This is a genomic window from Streptomyces sp. NPDC012827 (genome assembly GCF_042900905.1).
GTDB lineage: Bacteria > Actinomycetota > Actinomycetes > Streptomycetales > Streptomycetaceae > Streptomyces > Streptomyces gulbargensis.
This window is the reverse complement of sequence record NZ_JBIBBY010000001.1, coordinates 374,687-400,455: the sequence shown is the minus strand read 5'-3', so window position 1 is coordinate 400,455 and position 25,769 is coordinate 374,687. Positions and strand designations below refer to the sequence as shown.

At 71.4% G+C, this 25,769-nt stretch carries 18 protein-coding genes, 1 tRNA gene and 1 pseudogene; 10 read left to right on the top strand and 10 right to left on the bottom strand.

Annotated features, from left to right (window positions below; genetic code table 11):
* Positions 1–51: 51 nt before the first annotated feature.
* The 5 genes from ACFY60_RS01740 to ligD all read right to left on the bottom strand — a co-directional run bounded on the left by ACFY60_RS01740 (position 52) and on the right by ligD (position 6,936).
* Positions 52–1,467 carry an ATP-binding protein gene (locus ACFY60_RS01740; RefSeq protein ID WP_388607650.1) on the bottom strand — a complete coding sequence of 472 codons (1,416 nt, stop codon included), beginning with the start codon at positions 1,465–1,467 and terminating at the stop codon, positions 52–54.
* On the bottom strand, positions 1,464–2,336 hold the full coding sequence (locus ACFY60_RS01735) for a hypothetical protein (RefSeq protein ID WP_388607652.1): 873 nt from the start codon (positions 2,334–2,336) through the stop codon (positions 1,464–1,466). Before ACFY60_RS01735 ends, ACFY60_RS01740 begins: the two co-directional genes overlap by 4 nt.
* Positions 2,337–2,440: 104 nt before the next feature.
* The gene (locus ACFY60_RS01730) at positions 2,441–4,771 is read right to left on the bottom strand and encodes a PBS lyase (RefSeq protein WP_388607653.1); all 2,331 of its coding nucleotides are present in this window, start codon (positions 4,769–4,771) and stop codon (positions 2,441–2,443) included.
* 195 nt (positions 4,772–4,966) lie between these two features.
* Positions 4,967–6,055, bottom strand: a complete 1,089-nt coding sequence (locus ACFY60_RS01725; RefSeq protein WP_388607655.1) for a DNA ligase — start codon at positions 6,053–6,055, stop codon at positions 4,967–4,969.
* Positions 6,052–6,936, bottom strand: coding sequence for a non-homologous end-joining DNA ligase (gene ligD, locus ACFY60_RS01720; RefSeq protein ID WP_388607657.1), 885 nt, complete (start codon positions 6,934–6,936; stop codon positions 6,052–6,054). The genes ACFY60_RS01725 and ligD overlap by 4 nt, the downstream gene beginning before the upstream one ends.
* A 50-nt stretch (positions 6,937–6,986) precedes the next feature.
* Between ligD and ACFY60_RS01715 the strand changes: the two genes are divergently transcribed.
* On the top strand, positions 6,987–8,093 hold the full coding sequence (locus ACFY60_RS01715) for a Ku protein (protein WP_388607658.1): 1,107 nt from the start codon (positions 6,987–6,989) through the stop codon (positions 8,091–8,093).
* Between the two features lie 293 nt (positions 8,094–8,386).
* On the top strand, positions 8,387–9,946 hold the full coding sequence (locus tag ACFY60_RS01710) for a M4 family metallopeptidase (RefSeq protein ID WP_388608157.1): 1,560 nt from the start codon (positions 8,387–8,389) through the stop codon (positions 9,944–9,946).
* Here ACFY60_RS01710 and ACFY60_RS01705 read toward each other — a convergent pair.
* From ACFY60_RS01705 to ACFY60_RS01690, 4 genes are all read right to left on the bottom strand, one after another.
* Positions 9,939–10,973, bottom strand: coding sequence for a DUF5954 family protein (locus ACFY60_RS01705; RefSeq protein WP_388607660.1), 1,035 nt, complete (start codon positions 10,971–10,973; stop codon positions 9,939–9,941). The two genes, ACFY60_RS01710 and ACFY60_RS01705, sit on opposite strands and share 8 nt — an antisense overlap.
* An 89-nt stretch (positions 10,974–11,062) precedes the next feature.
* On the bottom strand, positions 11,063–11,893 hold the full coding sequence (locus ACFY60_RS01700; RefSeq protein WP_388607662.1) for a glycoside hydrolase domain-containing protein: 831 nt from the start codon (positions 11,891–11,893) through the stop codon (positions 11,063–11,065).
* A gap of 328 nt (positions 11,894–12,221) precedes the next feature.
* Positions 12,222–13,961, bottom strand: coding sequence for a DUF262 domain-containing protein (locus tag ACFY60_RS01695; RefSeq protein ID WP_388607664.1), 1,740 nt, complete (start codon positions 13,959–13,961; stop codon positions 12,222–12,224).
* Positions 13,962–13,970: 9 nt separating this feature from the next.
* The gene (locus ACFY60_RS01690; protein WP_388607665.1) at positions 13,971–14,729 is read right to left on the bottom strand and encodes a serine/threonine-protein kinase; all 759 of its coding nucleotides are present in this window, start codon (positions 14,727–14,729) and stop codon (positions 13,971–13,973) included.
* Positions 14,730–15,820: 1,091 nt separating this feature from the next.
* Between ACFY60_RS01690 and ACFY60_RS01685 the strand changes: the two are divergent.
* Positions 15,821–16,000, top strand: a pseudogene (locus ACFY60_RS01685) (site-specific integrase); the annotation flags it as partial.
* 125 nt (positions 16,001–16,125) lie between these two features.
* Here the strand turns inward: ACFY60_RS01685 and ACFY60_RS01680 are convergent.
* Positions 16,126–16,197, bottom strand: a tRNA-Arg gene (locus ACFY60_RS01680).
* 169 nt (positions 16,198–16,366) lie between these two features.
* On the opposite strand from ACFY60_RS01680, the gene ACFY60_RS01675 reads away from it, so the two are divergent.
* From ACFY60_RS01675 to rho, 7 genes are all read left to right on the top strand, one after another.
* On the top strand, positions 16,367–16,897 hold the full coding sequence (locus ACFY60_RS01675) for a response regulator (protein ID WP_388608158.1): 531 nt from the start codon (positions 16,367–16,369) through the stop codon (positions 16,895–16,897).
* Between the two features lie 165 nt (positions 16,898–17,062).
* Positions 17,063–18,037 (top strand): ArgS-related anticodon-binding protein NrtL, encoded by a 975-nt coding sequence (nrtL, locus tag ACFY60_RS01670; RefSeq protein ID WP_388607668.1) that lies wholly within the window; start codon positions 17,063–17,065, stop codon positions 18,035–18,037.
* A 16-nt stretch (positions 18,038–18,053) separates the two neighbouring features.
* Positions 18,054–19,445, top strand: a complete 1,392-nt coding sequence (lysA, locus tag ACFY60_RS01665; protein ID WP_388607669.1) for a diaminopimelate decarboxylase — start codon at positions 18,054–18,056, stop codon at positions 19,443–19,445.
* 141 nt (positions 19,446–19,586) lie between these two features.
* A complete protein-coding gene (locus ACFY60_RS01660) occupies positions 19,587–20,879 on the top strand; it encodes a homoserine dehydrogenase (RefSeq protein WP_388607672.1) in 1,293 nt (430 codons plus the stop codon).
* Between the two features lie 6 nt (positions 20,880–20,885).
* On the top strand, positions 20,886–21,956 hold the full coding sequence (gene thrC, locus ACFY60_RS01655; protein ID WP_388607675.1) for a threonine synthase: 1,071 nt from the start codon (positions 20,886–20,888) through the stop codon (positions 21,954–21,956).
* 281 nt (positions 21,957–22,237) lie between these two features.
* Positions 22,238–23,155 (top strand): homoserine kinase, encoded by a 918-nt coding sequence (thrB, locus tag ACFY60_RS01650; RefSeq protein ID WP_309055098.1) that lies wholly within the window; start codon positions 22,238–22,240, stop codon positions 23,153–23,155.
* A gap of 471 nt (positions 23,156–23,626) precedes the next feature.
* The gene (rho, locus tag ACFY60_RS01645; protein WP_388607677.1) at positions 23,627–25,681 is read left to right on the top strand and encodes a transcription termination factor Rho; all 2,055 of its coding nucleotides are present in this window, start codon (positions 23,627–23,629) and stop codon (positions 25,679–25,681) included.
* Positions 25,682–25,769 lie beyond the last annotated feature (88 nt).

Here is a 25,769-nt window from a genome sequence, read left to right as displayed (position 1 = left end):
GTGACGGTGTGCCGTGCGGTCGTCGTGCGGGTGGCGGGTGCGGCCCCGCGCTCACGCGCCTGAGCCGCCCACGCCCGTGCCGTCCTGGCCCGCGTCCCCCAGGGCTCCGTCCCCCGCGCCCCCGCGCGCCGCCTCACCGCCGTCCGCCGCGTGTTCGTACGGGGGCAGCCGGAGGCGCGCCTCGGCGCCGCCGCCCTCCGGGTTCGCGAAGACCAGCTCCGCGCCGATCACCCGCGCCTGCCCCGCCGCGATGGTCAGGCCGAGACCGTGGCCCTTGCCACCGCCCTCCGTACGGAACCGCTGCGGTCCCGTCTCCAGGAGGTACGCCGGAAAGCCGGGCCCGTGGTCCCGCACCGTCACCAGCGGGCCGTCGACGGTCACCACGACCGGCGGAGCCCCGTGCCGGTAGGCGTTGGCCACCAGGTTGCCGAGCACTCGTTCCAGGCGCCGCCGGTCGGTCTCGACCTCCGCGTCGCGCACGATCCGCAGCTCGGCCGGGGCGCCGGCGGGCGGGGTCCCGGGCCGGGGACCGCCCCCGGCGGAGGCCCGGACCACGCGCTCGGCGACCGGGCCCAGCCGGTGCACCGCCATGTCGACGGTCTCGCTGCGCGCGTCCAGGCGCGAGATCTCCAGCAGGTCCTCGGTCAGCGACCGCATCGCCCGGACCCGGTCCCGTACGAGTTCCGAGGGCCGCCCCTCCGGCAGCAGCTCGGCCGCCGCCGAGAGGCCCGTCAGCGGGGTCCGCAGTTCGTGCGCGACATCGGCGGTGAACCGCTGCTCGCTCTGCAGCTTGCGCTGGAGCGAGGACGCCATCGTGTCCAGCGCCCCCGAGACCGTCGCCACCTCGTCCTGCGGGCGGGAGGGGTCCTTGGTGCGCGGATCGTCCACGCGCGCGTCGAGATCGCCGGCGCTGATCCGGCGCGCCACCCGGGCGGTGGCGTGCAGCCGCCGCGTGACCCGGGTGACGGCGAAGGCGCCCACCAGCAGCGTCGTCCCGATGGCGAGCACGGAGGAACCGAGGATGGCCCGGTCCAGCGCCTCGATCGTCTCGGCGCTCTGCGTGTGGTCGACCCGCACGGCGAGGGCGCGCACGGCCGCCGGCCCGTCCGCCCCGCCGGTCCGCGGGGAGTCGGCCGGGCCCGCCGCCCACATGGTCGGCCGCCCCTCGTCGTCGGCGACCATCGTGCCGTGCTCGCCCCGCAGCGCGAGCGCCCGCAGGGCCGCCGGAAGGCCGGGCGGGTCGATCGCGGCGAACCGGGGGAGCGGTTCCCCCGCCTCGTACGTGCGGCTCGCCTCGGTCAGCCGGGCGAGCGCCTTCTCCCGGGAGTCGTCCACCGTCCGGTCGGTCACCGACACGTGGACGAGGACGCCGAGCAGCGCGGCCAGGGCGCAGCACATCACCGCGATGAAGACGGCGGCCTTCCAGGTCAGGGTCGCCGTCCAGGCGGGCGGCCGGGGCAGCCTCACGGCGCGGTCCCGTCGGAGGCGGGCGCGGTCTCCCCGGGCACGGAACCGGGCACGGTCTCCTCGGGCGCGGTGCCGTCGGGGCCGGTCTCCCCGGGCGCGGGAACGGGTGCCACCGGAGGCGGCGAGGCCCGGGGAGTGGCCGGCGGGGTGGGCGGCGCGGACGGGGCGGCGACGGAGGGCACGCTTCCGGGCGGCCGGACGCGGACGATCTCGTCCCGGGCGGGCAGCATGCTGCCCTGGTCCTCGTCCCACGACCAGGCGGTGCGGTACTCGTATCCCGGGATGCCGGCGGAGCCCACCCGCATGATCAGGTCCCGTCCGGCCAGCTCCACGCTGATGACCTGCTCGACGGTGGACATGACCCGGGTGAGCCCGCCCTCCTCGGCCCGGTAGACCAGCACGGCCACCTGCTGGTCGGGCAGCCGGATCCCCGCGATCAGCTCGTCCCGGCCGTCACCGGTGAGGTCGTGGTAGTACGGCTCCATGAGCGGGCACCCCGCGGATCCGGCCCCGCCGGCGCAGGCCCCGATCGCCCGTACCGTCCCCGCGTACACGCCGTTCGGGCCCGAGACCGTGTCGGGATGGGCGTGGACCTCCGCGCGGACGACGGCCATCGGGTCGACGGTGCGCACGTCCCCGGCGGTGACGGCGATGCCGGGCACGCGTGCGTTGTCGGTCTCGCCGTAGTCGATCGGCGGGTTCGTGGCGGGCGGCAGACCGGGCCAGAGCCGCACCGGGCCCACGGCCGTGGACGTCGGTCCCGCGCTCTCCAGCCGCCCCTCGCCCGCCGCCCCGCAGCCGGCGGCGGCCAGCGCGAGGACACCGGCGGCGACGAAGGCCGTCGCCGGCGGGGCGGAGCGGCGGGTCACGGTGTTCCTCGCGGGGCCGGGGACAGGTGGTTCTCCCGTAGACCTTAAGGCCTGATTCGTACGGAAGTCCTTTTTGTCCACACGGTGCATCCGGAGGGCGGGACCTACCGCGAGTGCCGCTCCATCCGGGCGAGGGCCGCCCGGCAGAGGGTCAGCAGCTTCTCGTCCTCGTGGATGTCGTGGCTGCCCGAGGTGCCCTCGCGGGCGTTGTGGCGGCGTCTGCGGGTCAGCTCCGTGAGGACCACCAGCTGCGCGTCCGCCGCCGCCGGACCCATCTCCGCCAGGCACGCGGCGACCTCGGGGCGCGTGTGCCGGTTCTCCTCCCACGCGGTGAGCAGCACCGGCAGCGTCCGGTCCGTCTCGCCGGAGACCCGCCACAGGGCCGCCGCTCCGTGCACCCGCACCCACAGGTCCCGCGAGGCCAGGCCGGGGCGCAGCGCGGAGGCCGCCGGGCTCGCCGACGGGCCGATCGCGCCCAGCGCCTGGGCGGCCGCGCACCAGTCGCCGGCGGGGACGCCCGGCCGCAGCCACCGCTCCAGGGCGGGCAGCACCTCCCGCGTGTCGCCCTCCGCCGCCCACAGGGCCCGGGCCGCCCAGGTGGCCACCGGGGCCGCGTCGGCGGACAGGAACCGGCGCAGGTCCCAGGCGGCCGCCCGCGCGGCCGGGCCGAAGGCCGCGAGCGTGCGCAGCGCCGACTCCCACACCCATTCGCGCCGGTTCGGAGAGGCCCCGCGCAGCACCCGCAGCACCTCCGGCACGGCCTGGGTGCCCCGGACGGCGCCGAGCGCGTACAGGAGCGGGGCGGCCCGGTCGTAGAGCCGCTCGTCGAGGTCGACCTCCGCGAGCCGGAGCCGCAGCAGCGGCGTGAGCGCGGTGGCCGCGGGGCCGAGGCCGTCCACCGCGTACAGCAGCTCCTGCCGGACCTCCCCCCGTTCCAGGGCGCGCGCGAGCAGGGGTACGGCACGGGCGTCGCCGGCCCGCGCGAGCGCGAGGAGCGCCCCGTCACCTCCCGGCCGGTCACCGCCTCCGCCCCCGTCCGGGGCGCCGGCGGGACCGGTACGGACACCGCCCGGCGCCTCGGAACGGCCGAAGCCGCCCGTACCGCCGGAGCCGTTCGAGCCACGGAACGCGCCCGACCCGTACGCCTCCCGCGTCCCGTACGTCTCCAAGGGCTCGTACGGCACGTAGGAGACGGCCGACCGGGCCCCCACGCGCGCGGCGAGCGCGTCGGAGGCCGGGCCGCACAGTTCGAAGAGGCGCTCCAGGAAGGCGGTCGCGGCCTCGCGCAGCCGGGGCTCGGGGTCGTGCAGCTGTGCACCGACCAGGCGGACCACCTCCTCGTACCGTCCCCGCCAGCGCCGTATCAGCCCGCCGCACAGCCAGATGGCGTCCGCCCGCTGCCCCCAGTCGGGGCTGCGCAGCTGGGCCAGGACGAGGGCGATGCGGTCGTCGACCCGGTCGTCCAGGGCGGTGTGCAGGGTCCGCAGCAGCTCCTCCGTCCAGGGAGCAGGCCGGCCGGCCGTGTGCTCGCCGAGCAGCTCACGGACCTGCCCGACCAGGGTCGGGGTGGAGGGCGGCCGCCCCTCGCCGGAACCGGCGGCGGACGATCCGTTCCCGGTGCCCGGGCCCGTGGGCGCGGGCGAACCCGCACCCGCCGCCGGCCCGGGCCCGGCGCCCGGCCCCGTGCCGCGCGGCACGGTCCTGATCTGCTCCAGGAGCTCGGTCACCCGCTCCACCACGTCGTCCGGGATGGCGGCCGGAGCGCACCGCGCCAGCTGGGCGAGGGCCGCGAGCCGCAACCCCGGGTCCTGGGCCGCCCGGGCGAGCCAGTCCAGCCACTCGACGGTCTCGTCGCGGAGGAAGGCGTGCCGCAGGGCGATCTGCCCCACGGCGGCCACCAGCGCGAGCAGCACCTCGGTGTCCCGCTCGACGGTGAGCCGCTCCCGCAGCAGGGTCAGGACCCGGCCCGGCTCCGGGTGCAGGGAGGCGAGCGCGCAGGGCGCGGCGAGCCGTACCTCGGGGTCCGGGTCCGCGACGAGCCCGAGGAAGACGTCGGCCCCGGCGGCGACGGCGGCCGCCGCCATGGAGTAGTTGGCGGCGGGGATGAACTCGTCGTCGTCCGGCCCCAGTTCGTCCAGCTCGTCCTCGTCGTCGTCCAGCTCGATCCCGCCGATGCTGGTGAGCAGCTCGACGATGCAGCCGCGGTCCTGGACGGCCGGGTCGGCGACCAGTTCGAGGAGGAAGGGGATGCAGGCGAGCGTCGAGTCGTAGACGTCGCCCTGGTGGTGCACCGCGCCGTACATGCCGTCGAGCGCGGTCTCCCGCTCCGCCGGATCGGGGGAGGCGAGCCCGCGGAGCAGTGCCGGTACGTCGTCCGCGGGGCCGTACGCGTGCCCCAGTGAGGCCCAGTCGACCTCCTCGATCCCCGTCAGCATTGCCAGGCCGCCTTCCCCGTGAGCGCTGTACCAGGCAGCAAGTGTGCACCACGGCACGGAGGACAGCCCCTTACTGTCCGTATCGCCCCTGCCCAGCGGGCGAGTTGCGCTCGCTTTGCGCCATGTGCGGTGCGCTGTCCGGCAGTTGCTCAGCGTGGCGGAGCCGGACGCGGCCGACCGCCTCCCGCGCCGCGTTCAGGGCTCGCCCCGGACGCGCACGAAGGCGGCCGTCTCGTGCCGCCCGGCGACCTGGCGCAGCTCCACCGCGAGCGGGCGGTCGAGCAGGGTGACGGGCCCGTGCGCGGGGTCCCGCACGGACGCTCCGAGCCGGTCGCGCACCAGCTCGCCGACCAGCCGGGCCTGCGCCGGCGTCAGCCGCGGCGAGGTCAGCACCGTACGGTCGTCGGGCAGCCGGACGAGCAGCGCCCTGGGCCGGTCGGCCGGGCCGGTGAGCCCGACCAGGACGCCGTCCGTGGTGTCGGCGTGCCGGACCTTCCGCCACGCCCAGCCGCGGCCCGGCCGGTAGGGCGAGGCCAGCGTCTTGGCGACGATCCCCTCCACCCCGGCCTCCCGCAGGTCCCGGAACCAGTCCCGCGCGGTCTCCTCGTCCCGGGTGGCGAGCACCCGCTGGAGCGGCGGCTCGGCGTGCCGCAGGGCCGCGCCGAGCAGCTCCCACCGGTCGCGCAGTGGCAGGCCGCGCAGGTCCCGGCCCGGCATGGCGAGCAGGTCGAAGGCCACGTAGAAGACGGGGACGCCGGACCGCACGCGGTCCGCGTGGGAGCGGAGCAGGTCGGGGAAGCTGAACCGGCCCTCCCGGTAGGCGCACAGTTCGCCGTCCAGGACGATCCCCGGCGGGAGCTGGGCGCGCAGCTCCGCGGCGATGCCGGGGAACTCGGGCGCGAGGTCGCGGTGGGTGCGGGACTGGAGGACGACCTTGCCCGCGTCGAGGACGAAGGCGAGGGCGCGGAAACCGTCGAGTTTGAGGGAGTACTGGAGGTCGTGGGGCGGTGGCTTCTGCGGGGGGATGGCGTCGGCGGAGCGCGGCCGCACGACGTCCAGGGGCGGGACGAGGACGACGGGGGAGGGGGAGGCGGAGCGACCGCCGCGGTCCCCGCCGTCCGTGTCGCCGCGGTCGTGCGTGTCCCCGCCGCCGCCCGGGCCGGGGGCGCCGCTTCCCCGGGCCGGTCCCGGTCCGCCGCCGGGGCCGGGGCCGGAGGTGGCTCCGGAGCCGGACTCGGGGGCCGCTCCCGGTCCGCCGCCCGCTCCCCGCGCGGCCGGCCTCATGGCACGCCCCCGGCCCGCTCCGGCGCGAAAAGGGGCGCGAGGAGCTCGCCGTACCGCTCCAGACGTGGCGCGATGTCGTCCATGAGGAGCACGAGGTCCCCGGGGTGCCGGCAGCCCTCGACCTCCTCCCAGCTGACGGGCGCCGAGACGGCCGGCAGGGCCCGGGCCCGCAGGGTGTAGGGGGCCGCGGTGGTCTTCGCCGCCGCGTTCTGGCTGTGGTCCACGAAGACCTTCCCGGGCCGCAGCGCCTTGGCCATCCGGTGCACGACCAGCCCCGGCAGGTCGGCCTCCGCCTCGACGGCGAGCCGGCGCGCGTACGCCGACACCTCCGCCGAGGGCGTGGGCTCCACGGGCACCAGCAGGTGCAGCCCCTTGGACCCGGAGGTCTTGGCGAAGGCCTCCAGACCGTCGGCGGCGAGCCGTTCCCGCAGGTGCAGGGCGACGCGGCAGCACTCCACGACCGTCGCGGGCGGCCCCGGGTCGAGATCGAGGACGAGCCGGTCGGCGACGGCGGGGGAGGAGGCCCGCCACTGGTGCGTGTGGAACTCCACGACGAGATTCGCCGCCCACATCAGCGAGGCCAGGTCCTCGATCACCACCTGCCGGGCCCCGGGGTCCTCGGAGCGGGGCACGGGGGCGGTGTTCACCCAGGCGGGCGTGCCGGGCGGAGGGTTCTTGGTGAAGAACAGCTGCCCGTCAGGACCGTCCGGGTAGCGCAGGAAGGAGACCGGCCGGTCCCGCAGATGCGGCAGGATCGCGGCTCCGACGGTCGCGTAGTAGTGCAGCACCTCGCCTTTGGTGGTGCCGGTGACCGGATGGATCACCTTGTGCAGGTTGCTGAGCGCCAGGCGCCGCCCCTCCACCTCTGTGATGGGCGTCATACGATGAGAATCCCATGATTCCCGTCCATATGGTGTGAAGGGAGCGAACCGTGCGTTCCATCTGGAATGGCGCCATTTCCTTCGGGCTGGTCAGTATCCCGATCAAGCTCGTGAACGCCACGGAGAGCCGGTCCGTCTCCTTCCGCCAGATCCACGTCGAGGACGGCGGGCGCATCCGCTACAAGAAGGTGTGCGAGCTCGACGGGGAGGAGGTGTCCTCTCCGGAGATCGGCAAGGCGTACGAGGACGCCGACGGGACCATGATCCCGATCACCGACGAGGACCTGGCCTCGCTGCCCCTGCCGACGGCCAAGACGATCGAGATCGTGGCCTTCGTCCCGGCCGCCGAGATCGACCCGATCCAGATCGACACCGCGTACTACCTCTCCGCGAACGGCGTGCCGGCCGCCAAGCCGTACACCCTGCTCCGCGAGGCGCTCAAGCGCAGCGACAAGGTGGCGGTGGCGAAGTTCGCCCTGCGCGGCCGGGAGCGGCTCGGGATGCTGCGGGTCGTGGACGACGTGATCGCGATGCACGGGCTGCTGTGGCCGGACGAGATCCGCGCCCCGGAGGGCGTGGCGCCCGAGACCCCGGTGAGCGTACGGGAGGCCGAACTCGACCTGGCCGACGCCCTGATGGCGACGCTCGGCGAGGTCGACATCAGCTCGCTGCACGACGACTACCGCACGGCCGTGGAGGAGATGATCGCAGCGAAGGCGGCCGGCGGCGAGGGCGTGGCGCCTCCGGAGCCGGGCGAGGAGCGGCGCGGTGGCCAGGTCATCGACCTGATGGCGGCCCTGGAGAGCAGTGTGCGGGCGGCGAAGGAGGCGCGCGGGGAGGCGCCGGCGGAGCGGGCGGCCGCCGAGGTGACCGAGCTCAAGCCGCGCGGGCGGAGGGAGGAGGCGGAGGAGACCGGCCGGAAGGGGAGGGCGGCGCGGAAGGCTCCGGCGGAGAAGGCCTCCGGGGGCTCCGGGGACAAGGCCGCCGAGGGCGCCGCGCCGGAGGGGAAGGCCCCGGCCGGGAAGACCGCCGCGAAGAAGGCGGCGGCCAAGAAGACCCCCGCCAAGAAGGCCACGGCCAAGAAGACCCCCGCCAAGAAGACGGCGCAGAAGGCCACGGGCGGGAAGACGGCCACGCCGCGCAAGCGCACCGCTTGATCCGGGTCCCGCGGGCCCTGCCGGAGGGCGGCCAACTCACCGCATAGCGGACCGGGTTGGCCGCCCTTCGGACAACAGATGGTCAAATCCTTGTTGCATACCTGTCAAAGATCGTCTTTCGCTGGCACGCTCACCTCCGCGTCACCCCCCACGAATCCCCCACGTGTTCCGGCGAAGGAGCCCGCGTGACCCGCCTCCCGTCCTCGCACCTCCGCACCACCCCCACCGCCGCCCCCACCCGGCGGACCCGCACCACCACCCTCCGCGCCGCCGCCCTGCTCGCCTCGGCCGCGATGGTCGTCGTCGGCGTCCAGGCCGGCACCGCCGGCGCCGACACCCGGTACGACGCCGCCACCCAGCGCGAGGCCGGCGCGACCGCGCTCGTGCTCACCGGCTCCCAGCGCGCCGCCGCCGTCCAGGAGGCCCAGGCGGGCGCCACCGCCACCGCCCGCACCCTCGGCCTCTCCGGCCGGGAGAAGCTGGTCGTCCGCGATGTCGTCAAGGACGCCGACGGCACCGTCCACACCCGCTACGAGCGCACCTACGACGGCCTCCCGGTCCTCGGCGGTGACCTCGTCGTCCACCGGAAGAAGTCGGGCGCCCACTCCGCCACCAAGGCGACCGGCGCCCGCATATCCGTGCCGACCACCACGGCCGCCGTCCCCGCGGCCGCCGCGGGGAAGGCCGCCCTCGCCTCCGGCGAGAACCAGGCCGAGAACCCCACCTCCACCCGCAAGGTGATCTGGGCGGCCACCGGCAGGCCCACCCTCGCCTGGGAGACGGTCGTCACCGGCCTCCAGCACGACGGCACCCCGAGCGAGCGTCACGTCGTCACCGACGCCACCACCGGCAAGGAGCTGTACTCCTACGAGGCGGTGGCCACCGGCACCGGCCACACCCAGTACAGCGGCCAGGTCACGCTCGGCACGGCCCCCTCGTACTCGCTCACCGACACCGCGCGCGGCGGCCACCGGACGTACGACCTCAAGGGCGCCACCAGCGGCACCGGCACCCTCTTCACCAACACGACCGACATCTGGGGCAACGGCCTCGCCACCCACCGTGAGACCGCGGCCGCCGACGCCCACTACGGCGCCGCCGTCACCTGGGACTTCTACAAGAACGAGCTGGGCCGCAACGGCATCCGCGGCGACGGCGCCGCCGCCCACTCGCGCGTCCACTACGGCAACGCGTACGTCAACGCCTTCTGGTCCGACTCCTGCTTCTGCATGACCTACGGCGACGGCGCGGGCAACGCCCGGCCGCTGACCTCCCTCGACGTGGCCGGCCACGAGATGACCCACGGCCTCACCTCCGCGACCGCCGGCCTGCGCTACAGCAAGGAATCGGGCGGCCTCAACGAGGCCACCTCCGACATCCTCGGCACCTCCGTCGAGTTCTACGCCGCCAACGCCGCCGACACCGGCGACTACCTCATCGGCGAGAAGATCGACATCCGCGGCAACGGCACCCCGCTCCGGTACATGGACAAGCCCAGCCGCGACGGCTCCTCCGCCGACTACTGGTCCAGCGGCCTCGGCCGCCTCGACGTCCACCACTCGTCCGGCCCGGCCAACCACTTCTTCTTCCTCCTCGCCGAAGGCAGCGGCGCGCGGACCGTCAACGGCGTCAGCTACAACTCCCCGACGTACGACAACTCCACCCTCACCGGCATCGGCCGCGAGAAGGCCTACAAGATCTGGTACAAGGCCCTCTCCACCTACATGACCTCCTCCACCACCTACGCCGGCGCCCGCACGGCCACCCTGTCGGCGGCCACGGACCTGTACGGCGCGGGCGGCGCGGAGTACAAGGCGGTCGCCGCGGCCTGGGCGGCGGTCAACGTCACGTAGCGGCCGGGTCGTCGCTCTGCCGCAGAGTGCCGTCCTCGTCCATCGTCGGATGCAGCTTCTGGGGGCCGTACTCGTCCACATCGGACGGGCGCGGCCCCTCGGGGCCGTCCGGCCCGATCCGCACCATCCGCTCCGCCCGGAAGATCCGGAACTCCCGCCCCCGCACCCGCGCCACGTCCGCGCGTCCGGCAGCCCGGAACAACTCGGCCGCCCGCCGGTACGGTTCGCACTCCTGCGCGCTCCACCGATGGATCAGCGGCCAGATCCTGATCATGTCCTGGTACAGGGACCGCCGCGCCTCGTGCGGCGTCGGCAGCAGCGAATCGTGCGGCTCCCACGTCTCCCCGGTGCGCTCCACGACCCCGAAGCGGACCGGGAGCAGCGCGATGTCCGGGTGCGTCGTCACGGCCCGCTCCGAATCGGCCCGTACGGCCGCCGGATACCGCTCGGCCCCGTAGTGGAAACTCCGCAGCCCGAACCGCATCGCCTCCGCCATCGGCCCGCGGGACCGGTCCGGATCCAGGACGACGTCCACATCGGGGTCCGGCGCCGTCGACCGCCCCTCCCACACCCGGAAGACCGGTTCGGGATCCGTCGGCCGCGGCGGCTCCAGACACCCGCCGTCCCCGCTCCGCGCGAACTCGTCGGCCCGCACGACCCGGTAGCGCACCCCCAGGACGTCGATCTCGTCGACCGGTTCCCGCTCCAGCACCCGCACCGCCGCGATCAGCTCCCGCCGCACGGCCGGATCGTCGGTGTCGTCCTTCGCCCGGAAGAACAGCAGCGACTGCAGACTGTCCCGCGACTCCTGCGGCATCCCGGCCCGCACCGGCACCACCAGCCGCCACGGCCCCGTGGCCCCCACCTCCCGCGCGGCCACCCCGAACAGCGCCCCCCGCACCGCGAGGCCCCGGTAGCGCATGGCCCCCTCGACGGCGTCGGCCTCGGTCACCCACGCCACGGGATCCCCGCCCCTGACGAACTCGGCCTGCACCTGGGCGATCCGTCGCCCCCAGTCATCGTCCATGCGCGCATTGTGTTCCCGCCCGCCCGCTCCCGTCCGGGGAACGACGGAACGTCCCCCGACCGGGGCGGACGAAGGCGCGCGGACGGCCCTCAGCCGATGATGGCGACCGGCGCGTCCCAGGCGTTGCGGTCGACGTTGATGGTGTGACCGCCGCGCGTCTCCTTGCTGTTGGCCTTGTACTGGTGCCCGCGGCTGTGGCCGGTGTACAGCTTCGGGTCCCAGGGCCAGTCCCTGGTCGTGGTCTCCTGCCCGTTCCACAGGGCGTACCAGAGGTTGCCCGGCAGATCGGTACGGTCCTTGGCGGTGGCGACCGCCTTGGCGCTGGAGCTGCTGAACCCGTAGAGGCCCGCCCGGTACGTCTTGGCCCGCAGGGTCCTGGTGAAGGACCGCACGTACGTCAGCGTGGCGTCGTTGCACGCCTTGTCGGCGATGTCGTACGACTCCATGTTGAGGTAGATCGGGCTGCCGGCCTTCATGCCGAGCGCCGACGCCTTGGCGATCGCGTCATTGGCGTTGCTCACCCCGACCGAGGCGGCGGTGGCCGCGGTGAACCGCTCCTTGTTCCGGCTCTTCTGGCAGGGCGGCTGCGCCCCGACGTACAGCGGAATGACCCGCCAGCCGAGCGTGTCGACCGACTTCACCCACGACTTCGTCAGGTTCGGCTGCGCACACCCCCGGTTCCTGCCACCGACGTAGACGGCGACCCCGCCGTAGTACCCGTCCTTCTTCCAGGCCTTCATCGCACTGAGCGAAGGAGCCGTACAGGCGTCGAACGCCCGCCCGGTGTACGTCTTCTGCGCCGGCCACGCCGGAGCCGCCATCGAACTCTGCGCCGCGACCCCGGCCCCGGCGACGACGACGCCCCCCGTCACCGCCAGAGCGATGTAACGACCTCTCCTGGACAACCGGTGCTTCGCCATTCCCCACCCCACACACGCCACGATCGGACCCCGTTACCCCGGAGCCGGCCCAGCCTATCCGCCGGGGTTCCCACCGGAGCGGTCGGCCGGGCGATCTTCATGGAGCTTGGCGGCCGCATCTCGTGGCAAAGTACGGATTTCGCCGCCCAGCACCAAGGGCGCGATGGTGGGCCTCTGTTTTGTAGGGCGAACCCTAGGGGCCGCCCAGAGCAGGTCGGCGCCTGAGGTCAACACCTGCATCTCCGAGGGAGTGATCACCAAAGGCGGCGCTGTCATTTCACCCCTTGAGGCGCCACTTCTGCTGGCGGGGCATTGCCCACCCTTCAAACTATGGTTCGCCGACTTCCGAATCCACCACCACGGCCTGCCCCGTGGCCTGCTCGATGGCCTCGAGGACAAGAGAAAGTCGTTCCTGCAAGAAGTCCTCGTAATCGCCGCACCGGAAGCCGTATTCAGGTTGTGTGTTAATCAGGTGGGATGACAGAACGTCTACCAGTTTTGTCTGAACAGAGGGTTCCTGAGAGCTGAGGTACTCATGCAAAGGGCTACCCTTGATCGACCTTCTCGTCTCACCGTCGACCATTATCCTATTTAGGATGAGATCCGCTACGGGAGTTTCGGAATTTTTTTGCAGCCAGGACTTGGGGAATACCTGGATGGTCTCAAGCTTGGCCTCAGAAGGGCGAATATTTGATACCGCCTGGGCTGACAGAAAATCTTTAGCGCCACCTTGGATGAGGAGCGACATCACGCCACGGAAGAGCGCCTTCCGATTTGCTCGAGCGCTGAGAAGATCTGCATCCGTCAGGTCGAAATTCTCGACGGATTCAGGAGCCTTGTTTTCCTCTTGGTTCGTGACCCAACCTCTAAGCAGCTTGTAGTCCGCGCCAACTTGACTATTTGCACCTTGGTCGAAATTTTCCGTGAAGACGGAGCACCAGTAGTACTGCTGCAGCCTTGTGCGCGCCTGCCCGCGCTGATGAGGACGGAGGGCTGCGATTTCGGGCCAGATAGCTGCCATGGGAACGAGAAGCATGCCATACGGAAGCCATTGAGGTGAGATCACGCCGCACTCGCGCTTGAGCATGTCCAATACGTCGGCAGCTGCGGTGACGACCGCATCCCAATGTTGTTCCAGCTCTTCCGACGTGAGCTTACCCAGGATGTCGGCACGCTGAGCGGATCCTCTTGCTCGCAGTGAAACGGCTTGCAGAAGATTGTATGGGTCTACGTCGAACTCGGAGAGGATGGGGTATTCCGCCTGCGCTTTTTCCCACCATTCTCTGAGGCGCGCGCCGGACGGGTAGAACTTTGCGGTCAGAAGCTCGAACACGCCCAGTGGCTTTGCCGTTTTATTCAATGTCTCGAAAATGTTACAGACAGCCAACAAGGAGGTGTGTTCAGGTAGATCAACCACCGGGAAAGGGTAGGAGTCAAGAGGTTGGAGGTAGCCTTCCCTTAGCTGGTGGAGGGTTTCCTCCAGGGTGTCCTGGGTTTCTCGCTCTTCGGTGATGGAGCGAGACAGCGCCTTAAAAGATTTCCTCAGTTCGTGGAAGCTGGACAGAGGAAAGGTTCCGTTTTCGAGTTGCCATTCTTCTTTGAGCGGGTCATGTCGCAACCGTCCGCGCGTGTCGTAGGCCACGATAGCGGTTTCCAGTTCAACCTCTTCAATCGGCAAGAGTGTGTAATCGCTTGGGTTGATGAAGGGCCAAACCTTGATAAAGAACTGGTATTCGCCCTTTCCGGTGAGGGCGTGGTAGAGCGAGGTCAGACGTTGCTGTCCGTCAAGCACGAGTCGCCGAGGCTCATTCACGTTATGCGTTGGTGCCTCTTCGAAGGGCCGCGAGTCGAACCTGTGGGAGGAACTCTGCTCCCATGTCAGTAGGGTGCCTGCTGGGTATCGAAGAATAATAGACTTGATCAGACCTACAGTCCTCTTCGGATCCCAGACGAAGCTGCGCTGAAAGTTTGGCAGAGCGAGCGACCCCTCGTTGATGGATCGGATAAGACTGCCGACCGTTTCCGGGTTCGTTTTGAAAACCGGGTCTTCCTTGAACATGGAGGTCATGAGGTCTCCCTATCGTCCAGTGAGGAGGGGTAGCACTTCAAGTCGAAAATCTGCGACCTTCTGCGGACGCTGGCGAGGGTTTTCCGCCAAGCAACGTCTCAGTAGGTCATGCCAATCTCTCGGGGTTTCTTGGATGCGAGAGTAAGGGAACGGGGTTTGCCAAGTGAGGAGGTGAATAAGGATTTTAGCCAAAGAGTAGATGTCGGCAGACTCTGTGGCCACGTGCGCGTCGTCGTACTGCTCCGGTGCGGCGTATGCCATGGAGCCGACGAGGTGATTTTTTTCGGTGATCACGGCGCTCTCGGAGTTGACGCGACGGCAGTAACCAAAGTCTGAGATAAGCCACTTGCCGTCGAGGTGCAATATGTTGTTGGGCTTCAAATCTCTATGAATCACCCCATGCTCATGCGCGTACTCGATTGCGTCCATCACCTCCTTCATGACCGACATAACCCATGGTATCGGCTTCTTCGCTTCGTCAAAGTATTCTTGCAGACTTCCGTCCGCCAACGGCATGGCGTACCAAGGGGTCGAAGAATTCGTTGCGCAAGCCAGGACTGGCATAATTCCGGGATGAATCAGCTTCCGCTGACTTTCCACTTCGCGAATGAAGCGCTTTTTCTGGTTCGACCTCTCGAGACGCGAGGAGTTCGATTCGAACCTGAGATACTTCAGCGCTACGAGCTCATCGGAGCCGACTCGTTTGGCCTTCCAGACCATTCCTTGGGCGCCTTCATCTAGTGGTGCCACCTTCCTGAACTTTGTCATGGCTCCCCCTCTCGCTACCTTCAGTCCGCCGCTGCGCCCACCCCCTGGTAGGCGAGGATTCCAGTGCCCAAGCGGAGCGCCATTGTACGAAGGCCCCTCAAGCCAGGACCGGGCAGACGAGCGCGACCTCGTCATCCAGTCTCGATCGGTTTCAGTCACTGACAGGCGGAGGGTACGCCGAACCTCTGCCATCCGCCGGCATGCGCCGGGCGAAGATCCCCGTCTCGGAGGCAGAGTGCTCTGCCCTAGGAGTATCGCGTTGAAGCCGCACTGATGCGGATCCCAGATCCCATCTGGGCTGAGCCGTCCACCTTCCGTCCCGGCGGAGTTCGGACATACGGTCAGCTCGGTCCGGGTCGCTCCACGCTCCCATTCACGACGCGGTCTGCGCCGTAGGTGGCCGTTCCCGAGGCTGGCGACGCGTTCCCCGCTGGCGTTGCCCAAGGCGAACTCCAGGGACAGTCCGCCGGTACAGAATCGCTGTCTCACCACCTCACCGCCCTCGATGCCGCACTGCAAGCCAGGAGGCCATGACAGCACACCGTCTTGGCCTCCTCGGCTCACGGCTACGCCTTAGGGTGTTCGTCCACTAGTCAACGCCGCTCACAGTGCGGCCCGGGTGCCTGGCCTACTCAGCAGCACTGCCGGTAGGCCAGGCACCCGGGCCTACCGGCAGTGCTGCTGAGTAGGCCGGAGGATCACGAAATCAACGCGCAGCCTCAGTGGTGTTCTGCTCTTAGGAGTTGAGGGTTGCGCCTTGGGCGAGGGGCGGAGGTGTCCTGCTACAGGCACGGACTGGCTGAGCGCTTCGGATCGGCGCGCGGAGCAGGTTGTGCGTAGAGGTTGGAGTTGTCGCCCGGCTTCCGGACCTCGAAGGAGTCTTGCGTCATGCGCGCAGCTTGAAAAGACGGGATTGCCCGAGAACCCCCGTCCGTCAGCCGGGAGTACTCCGGGGACTGTAAACCTGCCGGATCCGTCGATTGAAGGAATCCGTTCTCCCTATGCCGCGGCCAAGCAAGCACTGCATTCCTGAGCTGGGCCCGACCCAGTAGTACCGAGCCGCGAGCCCTTCTCAGGCGCGTGTTCGACATTGCGGCCTTCGGCACTCCGCGCTCTCCACGTGGCTCAACGCGGGCGTGGACGCCACCGAGGTCGCCGAGCGCGCGGGCAACAGCGTCGAGGTGCTGCTGACTCGGTACGCGGAGTGCATCGACGGCCGCCAGGAGGTGGCGAACCGGCGTATCGAGGGCCTGCTGCGTGAGTACAAGTAAGCGGTTGAGTGAAGCGCGCGTCAGATGTCATACGGCCGCCCACTCCGGCACACGCCTGCACATACAACAAGACCCCGCGCCCAGCGTTTCCGCTGATCACGGGGTCTCTTGGCACTTCCTGGAAGTGCCCCCGGCAGGATTCGAACCTGCGCACACGGCTCCGGAGGCCGTTGCTCTATCCCCTGAGCTACGGGGGCGTCCGCCGCGTTCGGCGGCGACGGGTAGAACCCTACCAGCTCGCGAGGGGTGCCTGTGAACAGGTATTTCCGTGGTGTCACCAGGGGCGGGGTCCCTCGGTCGGGTCAGAAGTGGGCAAAAGCCGGACGCCGGGGGGCGGGGGGTCCTACTCTCGTTCGTGTGTCAGGCATGCCCGGTCGGGTGCTCGTTGTCGATGACAACAAGGTGATCCGGCAGTTGATCAGGGTCAATCTCGAACTCGAGGGGTTCGAGGTCGTGACCGCGGCCGATGGTGCCGAGTGTCTGGATGTCGTGCATCGGGTCCGTCCTGATGTCGTCACCCTGGATGTCGTCATGCCCCGGCTGGACGGGATCACGACCGCCGAGCGGCTGAGGGCCGACCCCCGGACCAGACATCTGCCCGTCGCGCTCATCAGCGCCTGCGGGGAGGGCGAGGTGACCTCCGACGTCGACGCCTTCCTCGCGAAGCCCTTCGAGCCCACCGAACTCGTGCGCGTCGTGCGGCAGCTCATGCACCGCGAGCGGAAGGAGCGGCCCGGCGCCGCCGGGCCGGACGGCGCGGCCGACGGGGGAGAGGAGCCGGCCGCGATCGGCCGGCAGGAAGAGGCCGCGCCGCGGGAGCCGGAGGGTGAGCAGACGCAGGCACAGGGGCAGACGCGGTCCGCCGGGGGTGCCGCTCTCGGGCAGCCGCCGAGCTGACGAGGGGCGGTCCGCCCCCGCCCGCACCCCGCACCACCCGCACCGGGCCCCGGAGCCCCCGCCGCCCCGCACCCGGCCGCACCCCGTACCCGGCCCCACCCACCCCAGTCCCGCATCGCGAAACCGGTTCGCGCTCCGACCCCCCTCCTCCCCTAGGCTGGTCCCGTGACCCCCGCGGACCTCTCCCTCACCGTGCTGCACGCCGTGCGCCGCGCGGTCGGCGACGGTGCGCTGCGGGTCGGCGAAGGGGCCCTGCCGCGGGTGAAGGTCGAGCGGGCGCGGGCCGGGGGGACCGGGGAGTACGCCAGCAGCATCGCCCTCGCCCTCGCCAGGCCCGCCGGGCTCAGCGCCCTCGACGTCGCCGGGATCCTGAAGGAGCGGCTGCGCGACGCGCCCGGCCTCGGGGCCGTGGAGATCACCGGGCCCGGCTTCCTCAACTTCACGCTCCGGCGCGAGGCGGGCGGCGAGCTGATCCGCGCCGTTCTCGACGCGGGGCCCGCGTACGGGCACGGCAGCGCCCTCGCCGGGACCACCGTCCGTCTCGCCGAGCCGGCCGAGGCGCGGGCCCGGATCGTCACGGAGACCGTCGCCCGGCTGCTCCGTGACCAGGGCGCCGACGTCGCGTACGGAGGGAGGGACGGCGAGCGGATCCACGTACGGCCCGGGGCGTACGACCCCCGGACGCTCGGAACCGACGCGGCCCGCTGGCGCCTCCTGCGCGCCGCCCCCCAGGACCGGCCCCTCGACGGGCCGCCGCTCCTCGTCCAGCACGAGCGCAACTCCCTCTTCCGCGTGCGGTACGCCCACGCGCGCGTGCGCCGGCTGCTCGTCAACGGACGGCAGCTCGGCATCACCCCCGCGTACGAGACCGGCGTCGACGCCCCCGTACTCCTCGGCGCCCTCGGCGACCACCCCGCCGCCCTGCTCGCCGCGGCCCGCCACCGCGCCCCCGACCGGGTCGCCCGGCACCTCGAGAGCACCGCCGACGCGCTGCTCGCCTTCCAGCACACCGTCCTGCCGCTCGGCGACGAGAAACCCTCGGCCGCCCACCGCTCCCGGCTCGCGCTCGCCGAAGCCGCCGGGACGGTGCTCGCCGGTGGCCTCTCCGTGCTCGGCATCAGCGCACCCGACCGGATCTGAAAGAGCAGAGCCAGACATGAGCCGTTCCGCCCACCCCGCAGGCCCCCGCCACGCCGACGTCCTCCCCGAGGGCCACTACACCGCGCCCCCCGCCGACCTCAACGCCCTCGACCCGAAGGTCTGGGCGCGGACCGTGGCGCGGGACGAGCGGGGGGTCGTCACCCTCGGCGGGCTCGCCGTCACCGACCTCGCGGAGGAGTTCGGCACGCCCGCCTACTTCCTCGACGAGACCGACTTCCGCGCCCGCTGCCGCGCCTGGGCGGAGGCCTTCGGCCCGGACGCCGACGTGTTCTACGCGGGGAAGGCGTTCCTGTCCCGCGCGATCGTGCGGTGGCTGCACGAGGAGGGCCTCAACCTCGACGTCTGCTCCGGCGGCGAGCTGACCACCGCCCTCTCCGCCGGCATGCCCGCCGAGCGCATCGCCTTCCACGGCAACAACAAGAGCGAGGACGAGATCCGCACGGCCGTCGCGGCCGGTGTCGGGCGCATCGTCCTCGACTCCTTCCAGGAGATCGTCCGCGTCGCCCACATCGCCCAGTCCCTCGGCAAGCGCCAGCGCGTGCAGATCCGGGTGACGGTCGGCGTCGAGGCGCACACCCACGAGTTCATCGCCACCGCCCACGAGGACCAGAAGTTCGGCATCGCCCTGGCCGGCGGGCAGGCCGCCGAGGCGGTCCGCAGGGCCCTCACGCTGGACGGCCTGGAGCTCATCGGCATCCACTCGCACATCGGGTCGCAGATCTTCGACATGGCCGGCTTCGAGGTGTCGGCGCGCCGTGTCGTCCAGCTCCTCGCCGAGGTGCGCGACGAGCACGGCGTCGAGCTGCCCGAGATCGACCTGGGCGGCGGCCTCGGCATCGCCTACACCTCCGACGACGACCCGCGTGAGCCGCACGAGATCGCCAAGGCCCTCGGCGAGATCGTGACCCGTGAGTGCGAGGCCGCCGGGCTGCGCACGCCGCGCATCTCCGTCGAGCCGGGCCGTGCCATCGTCGGGCCCACGGCCTTCACCCTCTACCGGGTCGGCACGGTCAAGCCGCTCGAAGGGCTGCGGACGTACGTGAGCGTCGACGGCGGCATGTCGGACAACATCCGTACTGCTCTCTACGACGCCGAGTACAGCGTGAGCCTCGTCTCGCGCACCAGTGACGCGGAGCCCATGCTGTCCCGGGTCGTCGGCAAGCACTGCGAGAGCGGTGACATCGTCGTACGGGACGCCTTCCTGCCGTCCGACCTGGCGCCCGGCGACCTGATCGCCGTCCCGGCCACGGGGGCGTACTGCCGCTCCATGGCCAGCAACTACAACCACGCGCTCCGGCCGCCCGTCATCGCCGTCCGGGACGGGGAGGCGCGGGTCGTCGTGCGGCGCGAGACGGAGGAAGATCTCCTGCGTCTCGACGTCGGCTGACGAAATAGTCGCGTGATGAAATAGGCCGAGTGATGAAATCGATGTCTCACGATCCGGACATGGGGCGGAAACGCCCGTCCGGTGAGTGAGACTGGTTCCCACCGTAGAAATACGAAGCCGAAGTACGAGAAACGAGGTCGGATGATGCGTACGCGTCCGCTGAAGGTGGCGCTGCTGGGCTGTGGAGTTGTCGGCTCAGAGGTGGCGCGCATCATGACGACGCACGCCGACGACCTCGCCGCGCGCATCGGCGCCCCGGTCGAGCTCGCCGGCGTGGCGGTCCGCCGCCCGGACAAGGTCCGTGAGGGCATCCCGGCCGAGCTGATCACCACCGACGCCACCGCCCTGGTCAAACGGGGCGACATCGACGTCGTCGTCGAGGTCATCGGCGGCGTCGAGCCGGCCCGCTCCCTCATCACCACCGCCTTCGAGCACGGCGCCTCCGTGGTCTCCGCCAACAAGGCGCTCCTCGCCCAGGACGGCGCGACCCTCTACGCCGCCGCCCAGCAGCACGGGCAGGACCTGTACTACGAGGCGGCCGTCGCCGGCGCCATCCCGCTGATCCGGCCGCTGCGCGAGTCCCTCGCCGGCGACAAGATCAACCGGGTGATGGGCATCGTCAACGGCACGACCAACTTCATCCTCGACAAGATGGACACCTCCGGCGCCGGCTACTCCGAGGCGCTGGACGAGGCCACCGCCCTCGGGTACGCGGAGGCCGACCCGACCGCCGACGTCGAGGGCTTCGACGCCGCCGCCAAGGCCGCGATCCTCGCCGGGATCGCCTTCCACACGCGCGTGCGCCTGGACGACGTCTACCGCGAGGGCATGACCGAGGTCACCGCCGCCGACTTCGCCTCCGCCAAGCAGATGGGCTGCACCATCAAGCTGCTGGCGATCTGCGAGCGGGCCGCCGACGGCGGCTCCGTCACCGCGCGCGTGCACCCCGCGATGATCCCGCTCAGCCACCCGCTGGCCTCCGTCCGCGAGGCGTACAACGCGGTCTTCGTCGAGGCGGAGGCCGCCGGGCGGCTCATGTTCTACGGCCCCGGCGCCGGCGGTGCCCCGACCGCCTCCGCCGTCCTCGGCGACCTGGTCGCCGTCTGCCGCAACAAACTCAACGAGGCCAACGGCCCCGGCGAGTCCGCGTACACCCAGCTGCCCGTGAGCCCCATGGGCGACGTGGTCACGCGGTACCACATCAGCCTCGACGTTGCCGACAAGCCGGGCGTCCTCGCCCAGGTCGCGACGGTCTTCGCCGAGCACGGGGTGTCGATCGACACCGTCCGCCAGCAGGGAAAGGACGGCGAGGCCTCCCTCGTCGTCGTCACCCACCGCGCGCCCGACGCCGCCCTCTCCGGGACGGTCGAGGCGCTGCGCAAGCTCGACACCGTGCGCGGTGTCGCCAGCATCATGCGTGTTGAAGGGGAGTAAGGACCCATGACCAGCAAGGGCACCCACCAGTGGCGCGGCATCATCGAGGAGTACCGGGACCGCCTTCCGGTCACGGACACGACGCCGGTCGTCACGCTCCGTGAGGGCGGTACGCCGCTCGTTCCCGCTCAGGTCCTCTCCGAGCGCACGGGATGCGAGGTGCACCTCAAGGTCGAGGGCGCCAACCCCACCGGCTCCTTCAAGGACCGGGGCATGACCATGGCCATCACGCGGGCCAAGGAGGAGGGCGCGCAGGCCGTCATCTGCGCGTCCACCGGCAACACCTCGGCCTCCGCCGCCGCCTACGCGGTGCGCGCCGGGATGGTCTGCGCCGTCCTGGTGCCCCAGGGCAAGATCGCACTGGGCAAGATGGGCCAGGCCCTCGTGCACGGCGCGAAGATCCTCCAGGTCGACGGCAACTTCGACGACTGCCTGACGCTGGCCCGCTCGCTCTCCGAGAACTACCCGGTGGCGCTGGTCAATTCGGTCAACCCGGTCCGCATCGAGGGCCAGAAGACCGCCGCGTTCGAGATCGTGGACATGCTCGGCGACGCCCCCGACATCCACGTCCTGCCCGTGGGCAACGCCGGCAACATCACGGCGTACTGGAAGGGGTACACCGAGTACGCCGCCGACGGCCTGGCCGGCCGCCGGCCGCGCATGTGGGGCTTCCAGGCCTCCGGTTCCGCGCCGCTCGTGCGCGGCGAGGTCGTCAAGGACCCGTCGACCATCGCCACCGCGATCCGCATCGGCAACCCGGCCTCCTGGGACCACGCGATCGCCGCGCGCGACGCCTCCGGCGGCTTCATCGACGAGGTGACGGACCGTGAGATCCTGCGCGCCTACCGGCTGTTGGCCGCGCAGGAAGGCGTCTTCGTGGAGCCCGCCTCGGCCGCCTCGGTCGCCGGTCTGCTGAAGGCCGCCGAGCAGGGCAAGGTCGACCCGGGCCAGCGGATCGTCTGCACCGTCACCGGCAACGGCCTGAAGGACCCCGACTGGGCCGTCGCCGGCGCACCGCAGCCGGTCACCGTCCCGGTCGACGCCTCGGCCGCCGCCGAGCGCCTCGGCCTGGCCTGATTCCACCCCCCTCTCCCCGCTCGGGCCGGGGGAGGGGAACTGATCGAAACCCGATCAGGAACGTACATAGGCGCACAGGTTGGCCCGCGACACGCATCGTGCGCCTCCTGTGCGCCCTATGTCGCCACAGAACCTTCCTTCGATAGGCTGTACCGAACCCGCCCCGCCGCATATGCGCGGTGTCGTTGCCGTTGTCGCCCCCCGGGCCGAAACGGTCCCCCGGGTTCCCGTGCACTTCTCTTGGAATACCCGTTGTCGCAATCAAGGAGAGTCATCGAGCGATGGCCGGTCCAGCGTTCCGCGCCGCCGCCGTACGGGTGCGCGTCCCCGCCACCAGCGCCAACCTCGGCCCGGGCTTCGACGCCTTCGGTCTGTCGCTGGGGCTCTACGACGACGTCGTCGTCCGGGTCGCCGACTCCGGGCTGCACGTCGACATCGCCGGCGAGGGCGCCCAGACGCTCCCGCGCGACGAGAGCCACCTGCTCGTACGCTCCCTGCGCACGGCCTTCGACCTGCTCGGCGGACAGCCGCGCGGCCTCGAGGTCGTCTGCGCCAACCGCATCCCGCACGGCCGGGGCCTCGGCTCCTCCTCGGCCGCCATCTGCGCCGGCATCGTCGCCGCCCGCGCCGTGACCATAGGCGGCGACGCCCGGCTCGACGAGACCGCCCTGCTGGAGCTCGCCACCGAGATCGAGGGCCACCCCGACAACGTCGCCGCCTGTCTCCTCGGCGGTTTCACCCTCGCCTGGACCGAGGCCGGCGCCGCCCGGGCGATCAGGATGGACCCCTCGGATTCCATCGTTCCGGTGGTCTTCGTCCCCGGAAAGCCGGTCCTGACCGAGACCGCCCGCGGACTGCTGCCGCGCACCGTCCCGCACGTGGACGCCGCCGCCAACGCGGGACGCGCAGCCCTCCTCGTCGAGGCCCTGACCCGCCGCCCCGAGCTGCTGCTCGCGGCCACCGAGGACCGGCTGCACCAGGAGTACCGGGCCCCGGCGATGCCCGAGAGCGTCGCCCTCGTGAACCGGCTGCGGGCGGACGGCGTCCCCGCGGTCATCTCCGGCGCGGGCCCCACGGTCCTCGCGCTGGCCGAACACGGGACGGCCGACAAGGTCGCCCTCCTCGCGGGCGAGGGATGGGCCGCCAACCGGCTCGACCTCGACGCGACGGGCGCGAGCGTGCTGCCGCTGGCGCCCTAGGGCGCGTCCGCGGACCGGGCCGGCAGGACGGCGCGATCCGCGGGGTACGTCCTGGCGCGCGCGGTGTTGCCGGACGCCGGGCGGCGCCGGACACGTGATTGCCGGTGTTGGAGAGGGGGAATGTTTGTTGGAGCCGGTAGTGTTAACCTCAAGTCTGCACCCGACCTCTTTGTGGCGCGGTGCGCAGTGTCCCCTTAGGGACCAGCCATTCTTCCGGGAGCCTCCCCAACTGCCAGAGCAGCCCGCCTGAGCAGTTTCGAGCACGCTCCGGAACCGGCACGACACCCCTCGCTTCTCTCTGCCGAGGGCCGAGCAGGGGGCGCTCGGGCCGGACCCCAGCACGTTTTCTCTCTTCCGCCGTACCCGGCGGGACCACCGCCCCGGACACGGTCCACCAACCAGGACCCTGCCGGACAGCACAACCGGTCGCCGAGCCAGATGGCCGACGTCCGCTCCAGGGAAGGACCCTTCGTGAGCGACACCACCGATCTGATGGGCGTGACTGCCGACAACAGTGTCGACACCGCCGCGCCCGCCGCAGGTGCTGCCAGTGGCGGCACCGCACGGCGCCGCCGTTCCGGCACCGGCCTCGAGGGCATGGTCCTGGCCGAGCTGCAGCAGGTCGCGTCCGGCCTCGGCATCAGGGGCACCGCGCGGATGCGCAAGAGCCAGCTGATCGAGGTCATCAAGGAGGCGCAGGCCTCGGGCCCCGCCGCCGCCAAGACCGCCGACGCCGCCGAGACCAAGCCGAAGCGTCGCGCCACCTCCAAGGCCCGTACGGGCGAGGCCGCCGAGACCGGCGCGCCGCAGGCGGAGAAGGCCGAGCCGGCCGTCGCCCAGCAGCAGATCGACATCCCGGGTCAGCCGGCGGCCGACGACGCCCCGGCGGGCGAGCGCCGCCGCCGCAGGGCCACCGCCCCCGCCGGTTCCCCGGAGGGCGAGGCCAAGGCCGAGGCCGTCCAGGCCGTCAGGACCGAGACCCGTACCGCCGAGCCCCGTACGGCGGAGGCCCGCACCGAGACCCGCGAGGCCAAGCCGGACACCCAGAACGCCGACGCCAAGGCCGAGGCCGCCGTCGACGGCGCCGAGGGCCGGGGCCGCCGTGACCGCGGGGAGCGGGGCGAGCGCGGTGACCGCCGCGACCGCCGTGACCGCCAGCGCGACCGCGGCAAGGGCGACGACCAGCAGGGCGGCGGCCAGGGCGGCGGCCAGCGCAAGGAGCGTCAGGGCCAGCAGCAGGGCGGCGCCCAGCAGGCCGGCCCGCAGGACGACGGTTACGACGACGAGGCCGGCGGCCGCCGTGGCCGGCGCGGGCGCTACCGCGACCGCCGCGGGCGCCGTGGCCGTGACGAGTTCGCCGCCGGCGAGCCGCAGGTGTCCGAGGACGACGTCCTGATCCCCGTCGCGGGCATCCTAGACATCCTCGACAACTACGCGTTCATCCGGACCTCCGGCTACCTGCCGGGCCCCAACGACGTGTACGTCTCCCTCGCCCAGGTCCGCAAGAACGGCCTGCGCAAGGGCGACCACATCACGGGCGCCGTCCGGCAGCCCAAGGAGGGCGAGCGCCGCGAGAAGTTCAACGCGCTGGTCCGCCTGGACTCCGCCAACGGCATGGCCGCCGACTCCGGCCGCGGCCGCCCGGAGTTCAACAAGCTGACCCCGCTCTACCCGCAGGACCGCCTCCGTCTGGAGACCGACCCGGGTGTGCTGACCACGCGGATCATCGACCTCGTGTCGCCGATCGGCAAGGGCCAGCGCGGTCTGATCGTGGCCCCGCCGAAGACCGGCAAGACCATGATCATGCAGGCGATCGCCAACGCGATCACGCACAACAACCCCGAGTGCCACCTGATGGTCGTCCTGGTCGACGAGCGTCCGGAAGAGGTCACCGACATGCAGCGGTCGGTCAAGGGCGAGGTCATCTCCTCGACCTTCGACCGTCCGGCCGAGGACCACACCACCGTCGCCGAGCTGGCCATCGAGCGCGCCAAGCGCCTCGTGGAGCTGGGCCACGACGTGGTCGTCCTGCTCGACTCCATCACCCGCCTGGGCCGCGCGTACAACCTCGCCGCGCCCGCCTCCGGCCGCATCCTGTCCGGTGGTGTCGACTCGACCGCGCTGTACCCGCCGAAGCGCTTCTTCGGTGCCGCGCGCAACATCGAGGACGGCGGCTCGCTGACCATCCTGGCCACCGCGCTGGTCGACACCGGCTCGCGCATGGACGAGGTGATCTTCGAGGAGTTCAAGGGCACCGGCAACATGGAGCTCAAGCTCGACCGGAAGCTCGCCGACAAGCGCATCTTCCCGGCCGTCGACGTCGACGCCTCGGGTACGCGCAAGGAGGAGATCCTGCTCGGCAGCGAGGAGCTCGCCGTCACCTGGAAGCTGCGTCGCGTGCTGCACGCGCTCGACCAGCAGCAGGCGATCGAGCTGCTGCTCGACAAGCTCAAGCAGACGAAGTCGAACGGCGAGTTCCTGATGCAGATCCAGAAGACCACGCCGGGAGCCTCGAACAACGACTGACGTGAGACTCGCGTCACAGCGCGCGAGGGCGGCCCCCGGGCCGGCGGTCCGGATCCCGGAGCCGTGACGCCCTCGTGACCTGCGTCGA

Coding starts and splice junctions, on each gene's coding strand:
- ACFY60_RS01675 (WP_388608158.1), top strand. CDS start 16,367: ATGCCCGGTCGGGTGCTCGTTGTCGATGACAACAAGGTGATCCGGCAG.
- ACFY60_RS01710 (WP_388608157.1), top strand. CDS start 8,387: ATGGTCGTCGTCGGCGTCCAGGCCGGCACCGCCGGCGCCGACACCCGG.
- ligD (WP_388607657.1), bottom strand. CDS start 6,936: ATGACGCCCATCACAGAGGTGGAGGGGCGGCGCCTGGCGCTCAGCAAC.
- thrB (WP_309055098.1), top strand. CDS start 22,238: ATGGCCGGTCCAGCGTTCCGCGCCGCCGCCGTACGGGTGCGCGTCCCC.
- ACFY60_RS01730 (WP_388607653.1), bottom strand. CDS start 4,771: ATGCTGACGGGGATCGAGGAGGTCGACTGGGCCTCACTGGGGCACGCG.
- ACFY60_RS01695 (WP_388607664.1), bottom strand. CDS start 13,961: ATGACCTCCATGTTCAAGGAAGACCCGGTTTTCAAAACGAACCCGGAA.
- ACFY60_RS01700 (WP_388607662.1), bottom strand. CDS start 11,893: ATGGCGAAGCACCGGTTGTCCAGGAGAGGTCGTTACATCGCTCTGGCG.
- ACFY60_RS01690 (WP_388607665.1), bottom strand. CDS start 14,729: ATGACAAAGTTCAGGAAGGTGGCACCACTAGATGAAGGCGCCCAAGGA.
- ACFY60_RS01660 (WP_388607672.1), top strand. CDS start 19,587: ATGATGCGTACGCGTCCGCTGAAGGTGGCGCTGCTGGGCTGTGGAGTT.
- lysA (WP_388607669.1), top strand. CDS start 18,054: ATGAGCCGTTCCGCCCACCCCGCAGGCCCCCGCCACGCCGACGTCCTC.
- ACFY60_RS01705 (WP_388607660.1), bottom strand. CDS start 10,973: ATGGACGATGACTGGGGGCGACGGATCGCCCAGGTGCAGGCCGAGTTC.
- ACFY60_RS01725 (WP_388607655.1), bottom strand. CDS start 6,055: ATGAGGCCGGCCGCGCGGGGAGCGGGCGGCGGACCGGGAGCGGCCCCC.
- thrC (WP_388607675.1), top strand. CDS start 20,886: ATGACCAGCAAGGGCACCCACCAGTGGCGCGGCATCATCGAGGAGTAC.